Source organism: Candidatus Vicinibacter affinis (assembly GCA_016714365.1).
Taxonomy (GTDB): Bacteria; Bacteroidota; Bacteroidia; order Chitinophagales; family Saprospiraceae; genus Vicinibacter; species Vicinibacter affinis.
In genome coordinates this window covers 51,662-68,254 of the sequence record JADJNH010000008.1, presented here as the reverse complement: position 1 = coordinate 68,254, position 16,593 = coordinate 51,662, and the positions used below count along the sequence as shown (strand labels likewise).

23 protein-coding genes and 1 pseudogene are annotated in these 16,593 nt (G+C 35.7%); all 24 read right to left on the bottom strand.

The features are described 5' to 3' along the window. Window positions 1-1,201 precede the first annotated feature (1,201 nt). The 24 genes and pseudogenes from IPJ53_18365 to IPJ53_18250 all read right to left on the bottom strand — a co-directional run bounded on the left by IPJ53_18365 (window position 1,202) and on the right by IPJ53_18250 (window position 16,246). Window positions 1,202-1,411: a hypothetical protein gene (locus IPJ53_18365; GenBank protein MBK7801059.1), complete on the bottom strand. Its 210-nt coding sequence runs from the start codon at window positions 1,409-1,411 to the stop codon at window positions 1,202-1,204. 1,773 nt (window positions 1,412-3,184) lie between these two features. Then, window positions 3,185-3,454, bottom strand: a complete 270-nt coding sequence (locus IPJ53_18360) for a DUF3127 domain-containing protein (protein ID MBK7801058.1) — start codon at window positions 3,452-3,454, stop codon at window positions 3,185-3,187. 964 nt (window positions 3,455-4,418) lie between these two features. Beyond that, window positions 4,419-4,694, bottom strand: coding sequence for a hypothetical protein (locus IPJ53_18355; protein ID MBK7801057.1), 276 nt, complete (start codon window positions 4,692-4,694; stop codon window positions 4,419-4,421). A 94-nt stretch (window positions 4,695-4,788) separates the two neighbouring features. Further along, the gene (locus IPJ53_18350) at window positions 4,789-5,145 is read right to left on the bottom strand and encodes a hypothetical protein (protein MBK7801056.1); all 357 of its coding nucleotides are present in this window, start codon (window positions 5,143-5,145) and stop codon (window positions 4,789-4,791) included. Between the two features lie 447 nt (window positions 5,146-5,592). Continuing rightward, window positions 5,593-5,826: a hypothetical protein gene (locus IPJ53_18345; protein MBK7801055.1), complete on the bottom strand. Its 234-nt coding sequence runs from the start codon at window positions 5,824-5,826 to the stop codon at window positions 5,593-5,595. A gap of 664 nt (window positions 5,827-6,490) precedes the next feature. After that, complete coding sequence (locus IPJ53_18340; protein MBK7801054.1) at window positions 6,491-6,706, bottom strand: hypothetical protein; 216 nt, start codon at window positions 6,704-6,706, stop codon at window positions 6,491-6,493. Window positions 6,707-6,825: 119 nt separating this feature from the next. Then, window positions 6,826-7,014 (bottom strand): hypothetical protein, encoded by a 189-nt coding sequence (locus tag IPJ53_18335; GenBank protein MBK7801053.1) that lies wholly within the window; start codon window positions 7,012-7,014, stop codon window positions 6,826-6,828. Window positions 7,015-7,069: 55 nt separating this feature from the next. Further along, on the bottom strand, window positions 7,070-7,534 hold the full coding sequence (locus tag IPJ53_18330) for a methyltransferase domain-containing protein (protein ID MBK7801052.1): 465 nt from the start codon (window positions 7,532-7,534) through the stop codon (window positions 7,070-7,072). Window positions 7,535-7,736: 202 nt separating this feature from the next. After that, complete coding sequence (locus IPJ53_18325; protein MBK7801051.1) at window positions 7,737-8,072, bottom strand: hypothetical protein; 336 nt, start codon at window positions 8,070-8,072, stop codon at window positions 7,737-7,739. A 135-nt stretch (window positions 8,073-8,207) separates the two neighbouring features. Beyond that, window positions 8,208-8,630, bottom strand: coding sequence for a hypothetical protein (locus IPJ53_18320; GenBank protein MBK7801050.1), 423 nt, complete (start codon window positions 8,628-8,630; stop codon window positions 8,208-8,210). A gap of 1,142 nt (window positions 8,631-9,772) precedes the next feature. After that, window positions 9,773-9,988: a hypothetical protein gene (locus IPJ53_18315; protein ID MBK7801049.1), complete on the bottom strand. Its 216-nt coding sequence runs from the start codon at window positions 9,986-9,988 to the stop codon at window positions 9,773-9,775. 1 nt (window position 9,989) lies between these two features. Beyond that, on the bottom strand, window positions 9,990-10,199 hold the full coding sequence (locus IPJ53_18310; protein ID MBK7801048.1) for a hypothetical protein: 210 nt from the start codon (window positions 10,197-10,199) through the stop codon (window positions 9,990-9,992). Window positions 10,200-10,301: 102 nt separating this feature from the next. Further along, window positions 10,302-11,089 (bottom strand): annotated as a pseudogene (locus IPJ53_18305) (site-specific DNA-methyltransferase). Window positions 11,090-11,175: 86 nt separating this feature from the next. Beyond that, window positions 11,176-11,385 carry a hypothetical protein gene (locus IPJ53_18300; protein ID MBK7801047.1) on the bottom strand — a complete coding sequence of 70 codons (210 nt, stop codon included), beginning with the start codon at window positions 11,383-11,385 and terminating at the stop codon, window positions 11,176-11,178. A gap of 142 nt (window positions 11,386-11,527) precedes the next feature. Then, window positions 11,528-11,851: a hypothetical protein gene (locus IPJ53_18295; protein ID MBK7801046.1), complete on the bottom strand. Its 324-nt coding sequence runs from the start codon at window positions 11,849-11,851 to the stop codon at window positions 11,528-11,530. Between the two features lie 221 nt (window positions 11,852-12,072). Next, the gene (locus tag IPJ53_18290) at window positions 12,073-12,417 is read right to left on the bottom strand and encodes a hypothetical protein (GenBank protein ID MBK7801045.1); all 345 of its coding nucleotides are present in this window, start codon (window positions 12,415-12,417) and stop codon (window positions 12,073-12,075) included. A 209-nt stretch (window positions 12,418-12,626) separates the two neighbouring features. Then, window positions 12,627-12,824: a hypothetical protein gene (locus IPJ53_18285; protein MBK7801044.1), complete on the bottom strand. Its 198-nt coding sequence runs from the start codon at window positions 12,822-12,824 to the stop codon at window positions 12,627-12,629. 4 nt (window positions 12,825-12,828) lie between these two features. Next, window positions 12,829-13,023 carry a DUF551 domain-containing protein gene (locus IPJ53_18280; GenBank protein MBK7801043.1) on the bottom strand — a complete coding sequence of 65 codons (195 nt, stop codon included), beginning with the start codon at window positions 13,021-13,023 and terminating at the stop codon, window positions 12,829-12,831. Beyond that, window positions 13,004-13,201, bottom strand: a complete 198-nt coding sequence (locus tag IPJ53_18275; GenBank protein ID MBK7801042.1) for a hypothetical protein — start codon at window positions 13,199-13,201, stop codon at window positions 13,004-13,006. Before IPJ53_18275 ends, IPJ53_18280 begins: the two co-directional genes overlap by 20 nt. A 24-nt stretch (window positions 13,202-13,225) precedes the next feature. Further along, complete coding sequence (locus tag IPJ53_18270) at window positions 13,226-14,113, bottom strand: phosphoadenosine phosphosulfate reductase family protein (protein ID MBK7801041.1); 888 nt, start codon at window positions 14,111-14,113, stop codon at window positions 13,226-13,228. 143 nt (window positions 14,114-14,256) lie between these two features. Continuing rightward, on the bottom strand, window positions 14,257-14,565 hold the full coding sequence (locus tag IPJ53_18265; GenBank protein MBK7801040.1) for a 3'-5' exoribonuclease: 309 nt from the start codon (window positions 14,563-14,565) through the stop codon (window positions 14,257-14,259). Next, on the bottom strand, window positions 14,562-14,783 hold the full coding sequence (locus IPJ53_18260) for a 3'-5' exoribonuclease (GenBank protein ID MBK7801039.1): 222 nt from the start codon (window positions 14,781-14,783) through the stop codon (window positions 14,562-14,564). Before IPJ53_18260 ends, IPJ53_18265 begins: the two co-directional genes overlap by 4 nt. Window positions 14,784-14,799: 16 nt before the next feature. Then, complete coding sequence (locus IPJ53_18255) at window positions 14,800-15,537, bottom strand: hypothetical protein (GenBank protein MBK7801038.1); 738 nt, start codon at window positions 15,535-15,537, stop codon at window positions 14,800-14,802. Then, complete coding sequence (locus tag IPJ53_18250; GenBank protein ID MBK7801037.1) at window positions 15,527-16,246, bottom strand: hypothetical protein; 720 nt, start codon at window positions 16,244-16,246, stop codon at window positions 15,527-15,529. The genes IPJ53_18255 and IPJ53_18250 overlap by 11 nt, the downstream gene beginning before the upstream one ends. Window positions 16,247-16,593: the final 347 nt, after the last annotated feature.

Genomic DNA, 16,593 nt, shown 5'->3' with positions numbered 1-16,593 from the left:
TTGGTTCTGTACTTGAATTGATTTTATCCTCTTTAACATAAAGAAAATAACAAAAGCAAAGTCCGGTATCTCATTGTTTAGGTGTTTACTTTTCTCTCCATGCTTACCCTCGCCAATTGAACTACATCACTGTCCGAACTACACGGCATGAATTCCGTATCTCATCGCATCAAAGGAAACTGTCCATCTTGTATGCCTTGCGATTTTAAACAATCCCCTCCCGTTCTCATTGGGTTTCCGCAAGGCTCAATTCTTTCCGCTAAGATCGAGGCATTTTCCACAATCTACAAAGACCAAATCATTTATGGAATGCTATAAGCCTTGAATGTCTCTTGAGAGAAATCCATTTTTGAGGTTCCTAGACCTTGTGTCAATAAATCTGGATAATGGGGTACTTCTCACTCGCTGAATGATTTCATGGTCCGTAAATTCCCCTGGTATCTTTGGGTTCCTGATACGTCACCAGTGACATATGAAAATCCTTTCCGCCTTTTAACTCATTATCAAAATCTGTTCTGCCTCATTTACATAAAGCGCTCTGTTCCACCTTCAATAGAAAATTCCTTCAAAGAAAATACCTTCCACCGCCTTCTGTTTGCTTGTCCTAATCAATTGATGAAAATAGGCCAAATAATGGTCGGAGAATCGTTTAAAAAATCCATATGCATAAGTAAAGTCGGATGGTAATCATCAAACTGCAAATTTTCACACCGTAAGTGGGATGGTCTGAATAAGATACAACCGAGAGTTCTTCCCTCAAAGAAATCTGTCCAGTCTCCCTGAATCATTTCGGGCCTTCTGTTTCTTCTGAGGCAACATTCCCAGGACTCCCATTGTTGTTCTTTTACACTGGCTGACATGAGGATTATCCAGAAGGCAATGCTGCCTCTTGATAATAAACCTTTGTATTTTTAAACCTCCTTCTCTGAATGGAATGTAAATGCTTTTCTTTTGTCCATGTCTGACTCCGGATTAAATGACATGAAAATATAAGGAAAGCTACGGCATCGGGTCGATGTAATGTGATCCGCTCTTTGCAATGCCATAATATACATTAACCATGTGAATTCTTCCGCCTGTTCAAGAATAAACCGTTACATTCTAACCCCAAAAGGAAATGAATTCCAAATCCGATCATTGATAGCCCTCTCAGGTTTGAAAATTATTTGGCTTCCGTTGTTATAGGTATAAGTTATCGGTACTAGATAATTCCATTTGCAAATACTTTCGATGCATCAATTAATTTATTAAAACTTGGAATTGTGGTAGTCTTAGGAGTGCAAGAGGGTCTTCTCTCACAACCACCCCATTTTGAATTTGGGTAATTTCGGGCCAACAAATGGAAAACCAGTACAAAATTACGAAGGTCTTTCCACCCCTTACCGCCCACCATGACTCTATTTGTTTTCAATCCTTCGCTTATCAAAACCTTTTGGATAGGACCGTTCAGTTGCTTTCTATTTGCTTTTTCACTTACTAGTTCGAATTTCTGGCCTCATTCAATCAATAGTGGTTGATCTTCAAATAGTTGAATCACTGTTTTAACACTTCCAGATATTTCGGCCTCTATTTTTGTGGCTGATAACTTCCCTCTATTTTGTTTAACTCATAATGTTTTTCTATCATTATGGCTCGGCTCTTCCGGGTATTCCAACAATCTTGCCACCAATAACAAAGGCCTTTTACCTTTATTTTACTAGTTGCTATAATGGATAAGTTCCTTCCTTTCTTCAATGGCTTCTCTCCCTTTGCTTTTTACGGGGCATCAACTAATCACTTAGCCTGGGGTATCAATATCAACCAATTTTACTTTTGATGGCTTGTTGGGCCTCTGTATGCTGTTCGTTTGCTGTTTTAAATACCTATCAAATCTCACCCAGCTCAATATCCATTTTTTTGCTTAAATGGACCAGCAAGGGGCCTCAATCTTTGCCCTTTTCAATCCCTTTAATGATTGAATCAATTATTATTTGCTTACTTGGCTTCGGCATTATATCTTTCTCCGTTCTTTTTTAATTATTAACGCAAGGTTCGAGTTTTAACATTCGGTCAGCTATAATTTGTCAGTATTTTGGCATGCTCCATTAAAAGAACTGTTTCCCCATTTGTTCTGCGGCAACCACCATGGTTCCGCTTCCACCAAAATAATCCTTAATAAGTGTTTGCTTGATAGGAACCTTAAACCGCTTCATTATCCATGAGAACAAGGCTACTGGCTTTTAATGTTGGATGGACTCTGTTTGTTTTTCACTTGGCGAAGATTGATTGTCTTACTACCTTCTAGAGTTTGCCCTCACCAACTCCATAGTCTGTTTGGTCACGATTCGCCATTGTTTTTATCCCCCCTGAAACCAACATTCGCATATCAAGGGTAAGCTGGGGGCAATCAGGTAATTAAGCTACAAATCTGCTTTGAATTTGGGTATAATGAATAAATAAGAAGTAGACGCATCATCGCAATATCAAAGGGTTGTCGTCACCCATTATATCTGTTCCGTCAGCTCGCTTTTAATACTCCGCTTTTACTACAGCATTCATGCCATAGAGGGTCGGTGTGTATCAAGTCAGGATAAACGCCACATAAGTGTTTCTATATGGTCAGGGTTGGTACTATCCCCACAAAGCAACCTATGCTCTCAATCTCAAATAAATCCAAGTACAATATCTGTCTCTATTCCACCTTCTGGAACATCAAAATCATCTTCTTCGACTTCTAACTTTACTGTTTTTTTACCGCCACTCTTCACAAACAACCGCCTCCCCAACCTCTGCCTCAATCAATTCCTGCATCAAAAACAATATTCTCTTTTGCAGTTGCATTGTCAGCGAGTGCCATTTCTCTGCCTTCAGGACTGTCCAAGTCTATGTCCGTTCTCTTTACAGCGATTAGTTTTTCTCCAGTTGTTTCGATTACTAAAACGTCTTCACCTTCAAAATTTTCAGTTGTTTTGTTCCTGCAATGATTCAGTTATTCTTATCTATTAAATTGATCGACCTGCCCCGAATTTTGAATGGACTTTTTATTAATTCCTGTCCCAATTCAGAACCTTTATTAGGTTCTTATTATCAGGTATTAAATCTGACTTTTTGATTATATTTTCCTTGGCCATTTAATAAGTTTCTTTTTTAAACCACTTCATCAATCCTTTTCTGAATATTAAGGCGCATTTTGTTTAAAATACTTTTAGGCTCTGATTAGTTCCTTTTCAATCTTAAATGCGTTCAGGTTTACGAAAAACCTTTCTTTTGATTCATTGCCCACAATGTCGAATGAGACATCAACATTGTCACCTGGCTTTACTTTGTCGGCAAGGTCGCATTTATCGTTTGTCAATTGGAAGATTACAAGATTGCCATACCTTGCGCCAGTGTCAAGGACAAAGTTTCTCATTGTGAATTTGTCCGATTTCCTTTCTTCTGGAAATATCTTGTGGATTTTACCTGATATGTTCATTTATATTTTATTGATTTTGTCCATGAATTGGTCTATCTCATCCTTTGGCTCTAATGCTGCCAATCTTGCTTTGGAGTGCTTGTATTTGTTGGTGTTGTGATTCCAGTTGCCTCTGCATTGAGGATTGATCGCTGTTTACTTTGAATGCGTTCAAGACGGGCGCAAACAGTGATATAACTATTATGGTGACTATTGTTTCCATTGGTTTAGACGTTTTAATACCATTTCGGTGGGTTCAACAATTTGGTTAATTTGGCTCATCCTCTCCGCTAAATGCCGCAATAAGGATTCCTGCATAAATTACGATTACCGCAACGGATAAGCCTTCAATCGTGTTGCTGTCATTTTGTCTTTTTATAATAGTAATCAACTACAAACTCAATAATTAATATCAAACTAAACCACAACATAACAAATATAAACACTTTGGTAAATCATCCATTACTCAAAAATTTTTAAATTTGATAACCTTGCAACTGTTTCATTTGAAACTTTTTTGATGAAATAAAACATCACTAAAAATGTGCATTATGTCAACAATTTTCCTTTTAAGCATTTCATTTTCAGATTCAAGTTTCTGTACCTTTCCTGTAATTTATACACTTTCTTCCTTGTATAATCGTCAATCATAACCCATTATTTCTTCGATTAAAAAATCCTGCACCTTCTTTATTATTGGGTCGGTGTGGGTTTCAAACCATTGGTAAAATTCACCATAAAACAAACCGAGTAAAAAAGCATTACTTCTAACGAAGTCTCTACAAATTCATTTCGGCTTTGTTGTTGTGTAATTTTTATAACCCTCTCGCACAACAATGGTAATGCTGTGGCAATAAAAACAAAAATGTCCTTTTAATTAATGTTGCCGTTTTCATTTCTCCAAATTTTCAATCTTTAAAACCTCCTGATGTAGATCATGATAACACCAGGGGAGTAAATGAAAAAGTCAAATCACAATTCCCGTTTAGCAACATCTTTCCACAAAATAATCAGTCAAACTCATTCCGGCTCTCTTTGCGTTTCGATCAAATTTCTTACGCTGTGTTGCGTTAGCCATACTTGGGCTTTTACTTCTTTTTCTCCTTTTCTTTTTAACTCTGCTCTGTGCCATTTTATAAAATTTTAAGTATTGATTCCAAGGGTCGTATTCGTCCATCTTTTCAAGAAATTCCTTCAACCAACTCTTAAACCACGCTAATAATATTCCCGAAAATAAACCGATTGCAAAATATAAACTCATTCATATTTCGATGGGTCTAAAAATTCTTATTCAGGAAAGTATTTTAAGTGCATATTCAACCCCTTGTCGCCAAATGAAAAGCAAAATCTACCTTTCACCCTTTTTCGATTTGCTCCAAATTTATTCCTTCGTTTATCTTGCAGTCCAAATACTCTACAGGGTTTTCAAAAAGGGTGTTCCCCTCGAGTGATTTTATTACCATTCCCTCAGTAAGATTCCAGTTGTAGGTATCCATTGCCTGAATGAAACGGGTTTTGTTATAAACAATCGGAACGTGTATATCAAAATGGTAAGTGGGCAACCCGAAACGCTCTAATTCTGCCTTGGCGTTTGAAAGGCATCTGAAATACCTTTCCTTCGGTGATCTTCGGTTAATCCATTCGCTTAGTGTGCCGTAAAAATACGATTTTATTTCATATGTTTCTGTTTTTGTAAAAAATATGATCATCATTCAAAAAAAAAGTCCTCACTGAGTCTATGATCGTAACAGGCTGCTAAAATCTTTTCCTTAATCGAACACTCTTTGCATGGTATATCTTGCTTGGAATATGCGTCACGTTTTTGACCCAATCCGGCTTATTTCCAACAAGGAAAATTTTGTCTCGCCGGTTAAATACTTCTCAACCGATCTCAGGAATATCTCAGCTCGTTATCCCCCCCATCTTGAACCCGATCCCAAGACATAAACTAAATCCATCTTACCACCCTCAGCGATAACGCCCTCACCTCCTTGTTTTGAATTATGGTTGGGCTAGTCTTAAAATACTTGCATCAACATTCATAGGACAAAATACTTTGTCTGCCTTTAGTGCCATTAAAGGGTCCCAGACATCATCACATACCACCCAGAATTTACCAAAACTTTCAAAAGGCAACTTTCCTTTGTCCCTGGATTGAATCAATTCAGCTCCCCACCTTCTCCGGCATATTTGGCATTGATGCTGCCATCATCTGCAGTTACAATTATAACCCTGATTCCCATTGCCACAATCTCCCCTGATGGCTCTGATGTCCTTTGAGTTAAACGCCTTAAATGGTTTTTCTCCGGTGTGGTCCATGTACATTTTCCATCCGTAAGAACTCCATCACAATCAACTAATAAGGTGTCTATACTACTTTTTGTGCTATCCATACAAACCAAGATTTGTGTTCAAATTTATTTTTTGTGAATAGAAAATGGCTCAATCCTTTCATCAATTAACTGTCTTGGTCTTTCATTCTTCCTTACAGCACGTAAATATGAACCCCCATCCTGGGTGATATTCCATTGATGAAATCCTCGTAATTTTCAAAATTGCCTCATTCTCAAAACCCTGGATTATAATGAATCCCTCCGTTCTTTGTCGCATCAATCAAATTCTTAAAAACAACATGAGGATCAACTGAATGATCAATGGCATTACTCATGAACCACATCGTATTGATCTGGAAATTGCCCTAACTTCTCCCGGCAAATGGTAGCGGTGGAATAAGTCTGTGAGCCTCATAGTCAAATATCTGCTTATAATCTTCTGCCAGTGGGTCTGCTGCGTCAAGGTCTTTACCGTTCCGTTAAGAATTGAAACCACTCCGGAGCCGACATCCTAAGACTTTTGGATTATCCATATCTCTCAGAAATCTGTAAACTCCCATATCTAATTCCTCGGTCTTAATTTCCGGGACCCATTGGGTTAAAGAATCTTTGAGTTTTACAAATCCTTTCCAAAAGTTAACCTCTCTTCCCTTCCTGTTTTGTCAAGTTGCATATTTTAATTTTTGGCCAAATAATCTTTTCCAATCTTGTCCATATTTCTCAATCAGTCTCTATGGGTTCCGGCATCAGTTTGGAATCTTAATTTTTTCCTCTGCTCTGTAATCTTGTTGGGTTCTGATTCCCTTATATAGCTATGACCCAAAACCATTTCTGAACAGGCTGCCAGTTTCCATCCGTTCTGTTTCACCCTGTAAGACCAGTCTAAGTCTTGTCCCCAATAAGGCAACATTTCATCAAGTGGGTTTTCTTTGGAATACACTGGCACGAACCAATGGGGCCGTAAACTCCACAAATGGAATATCGTAAACTGAAAATTCAGAATGTCCGGGCCTTAAATGGGCATGGTCAGAATTATAAACCGGGTTGATAGCTGCATAGTCAGTCAAAGTATTGGCAGGTTTTTATATTCTGCCAATCTTTAATTTTAAAAGTCACATTGGAGACAAACCAAATCCATTCATACTCCTTATCCTTCATTGCCTCTTTGAACCCGGTGTTGTACGCCTCACTCATTGAACCAACTCCTTTCCGGTCAACCAAATAAACTGGGTCGTTTGTCTGAGCCAAAAGAGTTCAGTTTCCTTCCAATATTTTTCCTGGTATATTATGGCAACTATTCCAATCATTTAATTGCGTTACAGTGAACAATGATGCAATTCTTATTTGAGCCTGATTCCGAACTGATAAATGAAGTATATTCCAGGCTCTTGTTGTGTAATTCAGCTTTCCAATTTCCAGACCTAAGAAAATAATTTGTAAATGTGTACGGTCGGTAACATCTCACATGAGTGGGGTCTGCAAACTCCAAATCAGGGTCCATCCCTGCACAAGGTGTTTCAATATACAATGCTCCCCCAGGCATGAGAATTCGCCAACATTCATCCATGAACGGCAATAATCCGTTTTTTAAATGCTCTACCAGGTGGACTGCTGAAATATTCAAAATTGAATTATCTTCAAATGGCCAAGGGTAAACATCAAGGTCATGAACAACATCCACGTTCTGATAAGGTCTTAAATCACAGTATATGTGGTCCTTTTCTTTGGTGTTCACATGGGAACCACAACCTAAAATTAAAGTTTTCATTTATATTTTCTTTTAATACCCGTCCCCGTCCTCGTAACGTCCCCGTACCCGTCCCCGTCCCCGTCCCCGTAACCGTCCCCGTAACCGTAACCGTAACCGTAACCGTTCCCGTTCCCGTCCCCGTAACCGTAACCGTCCCCGTAACCGTAACCGTAACCGTCCCCGTCCCCGTATGTATTTTGTGAATCTTCGAAATTAATATTTATCCGATTTGCTTCCATGATTCTTTATTTACGGTAATTGTATGAACTACTGTAAGCCAATCAAATTCTACAACGCCTTCGCACTTGTCTAATTTAGTCGCTGAGGTCGCTCCGTTAACAAGTTCTTGCAATCCTTTGGTAGTTCCCCATGTTCTGATGCAGTATGAATTATGAAGTTTACAATCATTACCGGTTCTTTCAAACCTACCAATATAAACCCATCCACGCTGTAATACAACTATTTTAATGTCGCCTGTAAATTCAGGTTTTAAAATGCTGTCTTTTGGCACATATTTAATGCCGTTCAATTCGATTTCATTAATTTTCTGTTCCATTTTTTATTGATTTTAAATTATTTGCTTATTTCTTCATTTACAATTCCCATCATATAGGGCCAGTCGAATTGTACTATATTTCTTTTGCAATTCCTGAGCCTTCAAAATTCCATGCAAGTAATTTTCAAAGCGAACTTAGCCGAATTTAAAACGTGCTGAAAATTGTAATCTGTTTTTGTAACAATTGCTTACGTCTAAATCATCATCCCCTCTGTCAATTCCACGAACTACAACACATTGCTTTGTTGCTGCCTCAAGTGGTGCGGTGCTTCTTGCGTCACATTTTGTAGCCTTGATGAAAATCTTGGCCCTCCGATAAAGACTGTTCAATGTTTCCAAATTTGGTTTAACATGATATTCGTCAGGGACTTCCATGTACTCTTTGCAAGGCAATTGAGAATAAACAAGAACTTTACAGCCATACAATTTTTTGAGTTCCTTTGCCACTCTTGCCCCCACGTAATCCACGTCTTTTGTAGGATTGCTTGGCTCCCACCCTTCAACAAGTATCACATTTTCTTTTTCGGGAGTCTCCAAAGGGAATAAATCAAAGTTCACTCCATTTCCTAAATAAACATCCTGGTCGTTTGATCTTTTGATTTCTTCTCATAATTCCATTCCGATATATAAAACATCGGGTATTAGCATTGTAAAATGCTTTACACGCTCTTTGCCAAACAATGTCTTGAGGCTTAAATTTGTCCTCCAACATCTGCATAAACACAAAACACTTCAGGAAGATGTTTGCTTTCCAGTAAAAAGAATGTGTGGACTGCAAATTATCAGGCAGTCATATTTCTTAAATAAATATCAGTAGTGACTTTGACAGCCTCTCTCCAATGGATACCATTGATGTTTCCCAACTTAGAAGTTATCAATGTCACTTCATGAAATTCGGACAATCTATTTGCCCATTCTAAAATAACATTTATTCCTCCGTGAGCCGAAAATCCCGGAATTGTTAAGCTATTTTCATACAATCAAAACAACAATTAGGTATATAATGCTAAATAACAGCCATACCAAAAGTGTTTCTTTAAGTGCTTTCTATAGTCAAGAAGTGTCTGCAAAAATATTAAGAATTTATTTAATATCAATGGGTTGTGCAAAAATATTTTTAGATAAATAACGGTAGAGATTTAATGAATAGGTCCAAATGCTTCTTTGAAAATTCGGGCCACTTTTTCGGTTTGAGAATTTCCTCAGTTTGTTTTCCTGGGAATTCCAAATGGTAAAGTCTCATATACACTCAGCCAATGCCATTGCGCCCTCCGCTTGTTCTCTTGTGGGCCATACGTGTTTGTTGTACTTGGTGAGTGGTTGGTCCACTATCTCAATTATCTCGCCCTGGAGATTAGCGTAGAAGCCGGATATTCTCATGTCTTATAGTTTTCCTGTCAGGTCTAAACTGACAGGTGTGATATGGGTTGTTTAATTTGGCGAATAAGATAATTTATTAAATTTTATCCATCGGATAAATAGTGTCCAGTATGTTTGATATCCGTTATTATTTTTATGCTTTAACTTCTTAGTGGCAAAATCTATTATCTTTTGTATTTTAATTGATTTCCAATCCATATAATTACCTGTTTTATGATTATCACAAAATGCATCATACAGCTTTTCGTTGTATTTTTCAACGAATTTATTAAGTCTATTTATTTGCTTTTTTTCGATTACCGCTTTTCACTTGTTTTAATTTATTTTGTTGTTGCATTATCTTTTAAAGGAATATAAGTTATTTGAAATATTTTACCATTATATACATGGTATTTCACTATTTCAATTACATACTCTTTATCGTTTATAATTATATGATCCCCTGATCTATAAATTATATCTTTTGGCAAATCAATATATCCATCTTCTGTTCTTAGAACATTTAACTCCATTGATGATTTTTTAAATATACTCATTTTAATTATTGTATTTTAGAAAAATTAATTTTGCAAGTTCGACAGCATCTTCTTTTGAGATTTCAGTTTGTGTTAAAATTTTATCTTTTCTTGAATCCATAAGATTTATAATCAAACAGTTATTGTTTATTGCAAAAACATTTTCATCGTTTTTTCTTTTAGGAATTATGTCAAACTCGGTAACATTGCATTCTAAAGTTATTGTACTCATTTTTTTATTTAATTGTGATTTAATTTTTTAATATGTTCATATCCGACAAAATACGTTGTATATGTTTACTAAAGGTGTGCATATAAGTAGTTAGTGGCAATGCTACCCGAACACACGAGCAACTGCCAAATCATAATATTTTACCTCTTTTTCAATTCCAATAAAAGAACGGTTCAACTCTTTAGCTGCAAGTGGACAAGTTCCGCTACCCATTACATTATCTAACACTATTTCTCCTTCATTTGAGTAAGCAACCAAAAACTTTAATAAAGCAAGTGGCTTTTGAGTAGGATGAACTTGATTTTCACATTCAGCAGTTCTAAAATACTGAACGCTTCGTGGGTATCGCTTACCATCCAAACTTTTTACTTCAACCCTTTCTTTTCTTCCACCTGTCAAAACACCATTTGAATTACTAACCTTTCCTTTATTGTATGGTTCTGCCATTGTAAATTGTGGGTTGTAAATCATATTTTTTTTAGCGGAGTTTTGAGCAGATGGATATTTAGAAAATACCAAAATATTTTCGTGTGCTTTTAATGGTTGGTATTTGCAATGAACGTAGTTTGAAGTTTTGCTTTTCTCCCACACCCACTCATATTTAAAAGTTTTGGGTTGCTCATTATTAATGCACTTGTAAATGGTTGTGAGCCAAACAATACTATTGCCCCATCGTCTTTAATAATCCTTTCGTATTGCTCCCAAAGTGGCTCAAATGGTATTATACTGTCCCACTTGCATCCAGTCGTTCCATAAGGCAAATCTGCCAAAATAAGTTGAACCGATTTATCAGGAATAAGAGGTAAAATATCCATACAGTCCGCATTGAACAAAGCACTGCCACTAACATCGGCTATGTGCAATAGCGGTTTCGGTGCGTTATTCAACATTTGTTCTACTATCATAATTATCTGTTATTTAAAGTTTTGTGTTTCAAATCCGCTACTGCTCATGCCGCTAGCAGTTATAGCCAATGCTAAAGACGAATACCGTTCCATTTACCATTTGGGTCTGTTTCATCCATCATTTGTTGAGCAAGTCCCATAAAATGATTCCAACTTTCTGATTCTTCATTCATTTTTGTATTCTTGCAAATCTGCAATAGTTTTCCAAGACCAATTCTTAGTTTTACGTTTTTATCCTGTAAGTCAATTATCATTTGACTTGCTTTGTCTGTTGAGTTCATATATTATTTATTTTAATTGTTTAATTAATAAAAAGCACTGGCTATAACAAGGTATATGCAAGATTGGGGTCATTGTGCTTCGATTGAAAATTTCGTCTCCGAAATCCCCAACCTAGCATATACCCGACCGTTATACGCAACCCTAAAGACCGACTTCGAGTTGACATAGTGCTTCAAAAATTGCAGTTTGTTTTGACCCTTCGCCATCAACATCAATTATTGTCTTATTGCTTGTAAGGTGCATTTTCTTAATTGTGCATTGACTTCTTTTAACTTCAATTATTAAATCGTGGCTATGCTCCAAATCATCCACTATCCTAATCAAATCACCAAACATTTTGTCTTTGTCAAAAGATATGCTTGTTAGTTTTTTGTAGGAGTTTTGCCAAACGTGAGGTGGAAAGTTTGTGATTAATTTATAACCACCAAGCATTGCAATTTTTTCTCTTTTTTCTTGTAATTCCATTTTATTTATATTTAAGTTGTTAATAATCATTCAATAAGGGCAGCGTATAACAGCACCTAACCAAAAGCAGGGGTTTACTGCTCCTAAGAAAGTTTTGTGCTATGTTCAAGTTTCGTGGTTCCATTGTTGTTTTGTGGTTAAATTCCCTGCCTTCGGTTAGCTGCAAACCGTTATAAGCAAATTAAATTTTTCCACCGCACTGCAAAACGATGTCATTTAGTTTACTTGTAAATATTTCTATTGCTTTCTTCTTGCAAAAATCCAATCTTGAAATCATTATATGGTATTTTCTTTTCACTTGAATAAAACTTTTCAATTGGTTGTCTTTGAAAATAAGTGAATTTTATTTCACATTGCTTTTGCGGTGGATGCACATACCATTTTGTTTTTGCATTGTCAATCCACCAACCACCTTCTACTTTTTTATCATAGAAATATATTTCCAAAACAGGCGACTTTGTTTTTTTATTCCATTGTGTTGGCTCAAAGTTTAGCCATAGTTCACATCGTATACTTTCCGTTTTACCATCAGAACTTTGTATTTGTTTGGTTGTTATCCATTCCATCGCTCAAAAATTTAATCAGCTTATAATAGAGTATATACAAGATACGCCTACAAGCATTTGTTTATAATTTAAAATTTCGTTAAGGCGTACCTCGTATATACGCAAAAAGTTAGTAGCCATTTTTTTGTCTTGTTTTATGTGAAATAAACTGGACATTTTTTAATCTATACCTTTACTTTTTTACGTTTTGGTCAAGTTGTGGCTTTACTTTAATCTTGAAAATTGTCTATTTCGACATCCTTCCAATAGGTTTTTCCGGTTGATAAGTTAGTGTACATTTGCTGCAACCTTCCAGGTCCGGCCCTATGGGTATTTATTCTTAACCTACAAGTTGCCTCATATATTCCGGTTTCGTAATTAAAACTTAATGTTTCATTACCTCTTACATTCTGATCTATTTTGTCCATTGTTTTAATCTTTTGGCGGTTCAGGTAGTGGACCCCAGTGTGTGACAAGCTCTGCCCTTTCATTTATCTGACTAATATAAAAAAAATTGTCAAGATAAACAGCCTCACATACTATATTGTCTTCATCTGCATTTGAGTTACAAATCAAAATATATTGCCCAACTTCCGGGAGCCTGTCTTTAACTGATATCCATTGCATTGTTATAATAATTTTTTGAAAGTGAAACAATGTCTTTATTTTCCCACCCACATTCTCTAAGTGTTTCCTCATACTTTCCCACAAGAAGAACATCACCTAAAGAGTATTCTTTTGTTTCAGAGTTTTTATCATTTATTTCCTTTAGCCTTCTTATGGCAATGCTTTCTGTGTTAATCATTTTTTGTTTTAAAATTTATTAATATTATTCACACGGTAACATTTCATTTTGGCAAAAACTACCAGAAAATAAACCAGACCCATAGTTCTTTTGCTTCACATAATTTACAACGTCCATTATTGATGGAATCCCAACGGCAACATTCTTTCCTGTTTCTTTATCAATCTTATTTACTTTTTTTGAACAAAACCTTATAGGTATGTAATTTGGTGGGAAAAAATTACCACCCATCTCTATTTCAAGATTTTTTAAATAATCTATTTTGCTTGGATTATACTCAACTACTTTTGCAATTTCATCTTTAGTACACATAATGCAAGGGAAACAGCCTACCCTTGTGAATCCATATTTATATAATTTATTTGGCATAAACCCATTATCAATAATGTAGTCAAATACTTGCTGTGTACTCCAACTAATAATTGGCCTTTCAACCGAGCATTGATATTCTTTAAGCCACATTATTATATCTTTTTTCCGATAAGTATATAATTTAGGCTTCCCTTTTTTATCATATCCATATGGCTCAAAATAATGCTTAAAGAAATCATCTGACTTTTCAAAAGTTGATCTATTTTTGCTCTCCTCCCATCTTATGCCTTGATAGATAACAACATCTTGAGTTTGATTTAGTATAAAATCAATAGTTGGTTTAATCTTTAATTCTTCGGTACAAAACTTAGCTTTTGTGGATGGAAATCTTTTTTTGTGTTTTGCTAATTCAACAAAAGCTCTTTCACCTTTTAAGGTAATAATTTCACTTCCTAATTTCTCCTCAAACTCTTTTAAAAACTCGTAAGTAGTTTCATCTTCCCAGCCTGTATCACAAAATATATGTGTTGATTTAATCCCATGGTTTTTTAAAAATATGGCGGTTGCTTGGCTATCTTTCCCACCTGATATTAGACAAATATGTAATTTTTCTTTTTCTTGTTTTTTTTAAAGTGACGGACATAAAATCCGTCACTTACTCCTAAATTACATTTTAGTTTTAGGCTTTGGCTTAACCTTTGGTTTCTTTTTCATAATAAAATAAATATAAACTAACAAAATTGTTATTCAGTTATTGACCTATAGCACTCAACAGTATATTTAATTTGATTTTTGCAATCATGTAATGGATTATGATCGTCGCCTTTTCTTAAAACAGAGTCCTTTATTTTTTCATTAAAGCTGACTAATGTCCTGACACATCTTTCTTTTCTAAAATCCCAAAGGATTGGCATATCTAATCTGTCATGCGCATTTTGTAAAATGCCGCAATCAAACCTTGGAGATCTTGCCCATATCTCACAATCTTTTGTGCAAAATTCAGAAAAGTCATCTAATACTTCTCCTAAGCTGTATTTATCAGATTTGGTTATCTCTTTTTTGCGCTCTCATTTTGCCCAAACCACCAAACCAATGTGTCAGCATTAATAACTAACCCTTTATCTAAGCAAGATTTTAAATCAATACATTTATAAAACTCATCATAAGTTTCACCAGTATTAATATCAAAATATACGGCAGCTATACTTAATATGGCAGAATAGCTTTGATTTCCCATAGTTTCAATGTCAAGCATTAAATGTTTTTTCATTTTTTTTATTTTTAGATTATATACAATTTGTTTCAATATAATTCCTAACAATCATTTTTCGCCTCAATGAATCAATTTTGGATTGAAGGTCTTTGTCTTCAAAATTGTTACTGATAATGTCCGAAAACAAAATAGTTGCCCTTGAGCGTTCATCTTTTGACGCATTTAGATCAATTGTGACGGCTTTTAATTCTTTCTTGATAGTTTCTATGGCTAAGGCGTTAAAATCACGCCTCAACTCATCTGTGAGCGTGTAGGCTAATTCTTTAGACAGATAGTAAGACGCATTTCTCCAATTCGGGTTTTCAAAGTCAACATTGGAGTTCGCAACCTGGTCAACGCATACCGCCCATGCGTCTGCCCTTGCTTTAGCGTTTAATTCTTCTTTTTGCGCCTCAGTTAGCGGTGCAAGTCTGTTTTTTTGGTCCTCAAGTTCCCATTTTTTCAAAGTTTCTTTGTGAACCTCGTGCGAATATCCCTTCTTGATCATTGCCATCACAACGGCGGCACTAACATTGTGGTTTGTGGAATCTGTGAACTGGTTTAATGCCCAACGAATTGCATAGGATTTTAAAAATGGCAAGTTTTTTATTTCTTCTAAAATGAATTCAACCAGGACAATCTTTTGCCCTTCGCTCTGTTCGATGTTTCGATAATCCAAGTATTTGTGAACAATCTTTAAAATTTCTTCTGCTCGGTTCCCTTTTGGGATATCTCGCAAAAATGGTTCAGCGTTCCAAAGTTCAAACTTCATTCGATTCTATTTTTTGATTTAATTTGTGCAATGCTGCAATTGTGGTCATTTTGTTTTGGTCTGTTCTGTCCAGTTTTTGTCCTCCGTTTTTAAAATCTGTCTTATTCCGCAAAACCCATCCGTTAGCTGCAGCCCTCCAGTCTTTCATTTTTGATTTGCCCACCATCCAGTTTTTAGATTGGTAGAAATTATAAAACTTGGCTGCTTCGATTTCGGTTGAATGTCTCAACTCAAAGTATTCGACCAACTCTGAAATTTCTGGAATTTGAAAATTTTTGATTTTCGATAATTGATTTTTATTTTCAATTCCATATTCATTTATATTTTCATTTTCATTTTCATTTTCCATATGTGAGGTCATATGACCTTTGATATCTTTGGTCTTATGAGCTTGTTTTTTTATTTTTTTAGTATGTTGATTTTCTCCTGATCTGTTGTTATTTCTCGACTCCACATACATTTTGCGCTTTTCTTTCTCAATGTCCAATCGTTTATTATAAAACAATCCATCACTATCAATTGAAAATTTGCATTTTATGTTGACCCAATTTTGACCAATCACTTGACCAATCATATGTGAGGTCATATGACCTCTGTTAAATTGCAATATCAGAAGCTCCATATATGCCCCTTTTTCTTCAAGAGTCATTCCAAGTGTGCCGCCTAACCAATCACCAGGATAAAATAAAAATGCAGGGGATTTTGTCATTTGAGTTTTGAGTTAAATTTTAAATTAATTTGAGTATTTCCGAGCGTCTGTACTTCCGATGTGTGCCCCTGATTGACCTGTCAATTATGTCGCTTTCTTTGGCAATTCTGTTTATTTTGGACCTTGACCAACCAGTCATTTTGGTAATTTCCTTTGGCGTCAAAAGGTCCGATTCAGGGCAAAATTTCTTAAGTAGAATTTTAATCATTGCCCCGATTTCGCTTTGCGCTCCTTTAATTTCTTGTATTTCTTTCTCGATGTTCATTTTGATTTTAATAATTTGATCATTGCCATTAACCATAAATCAGTAGTGATGCCAGTCGACTAACAAGCCGACTGACATACTG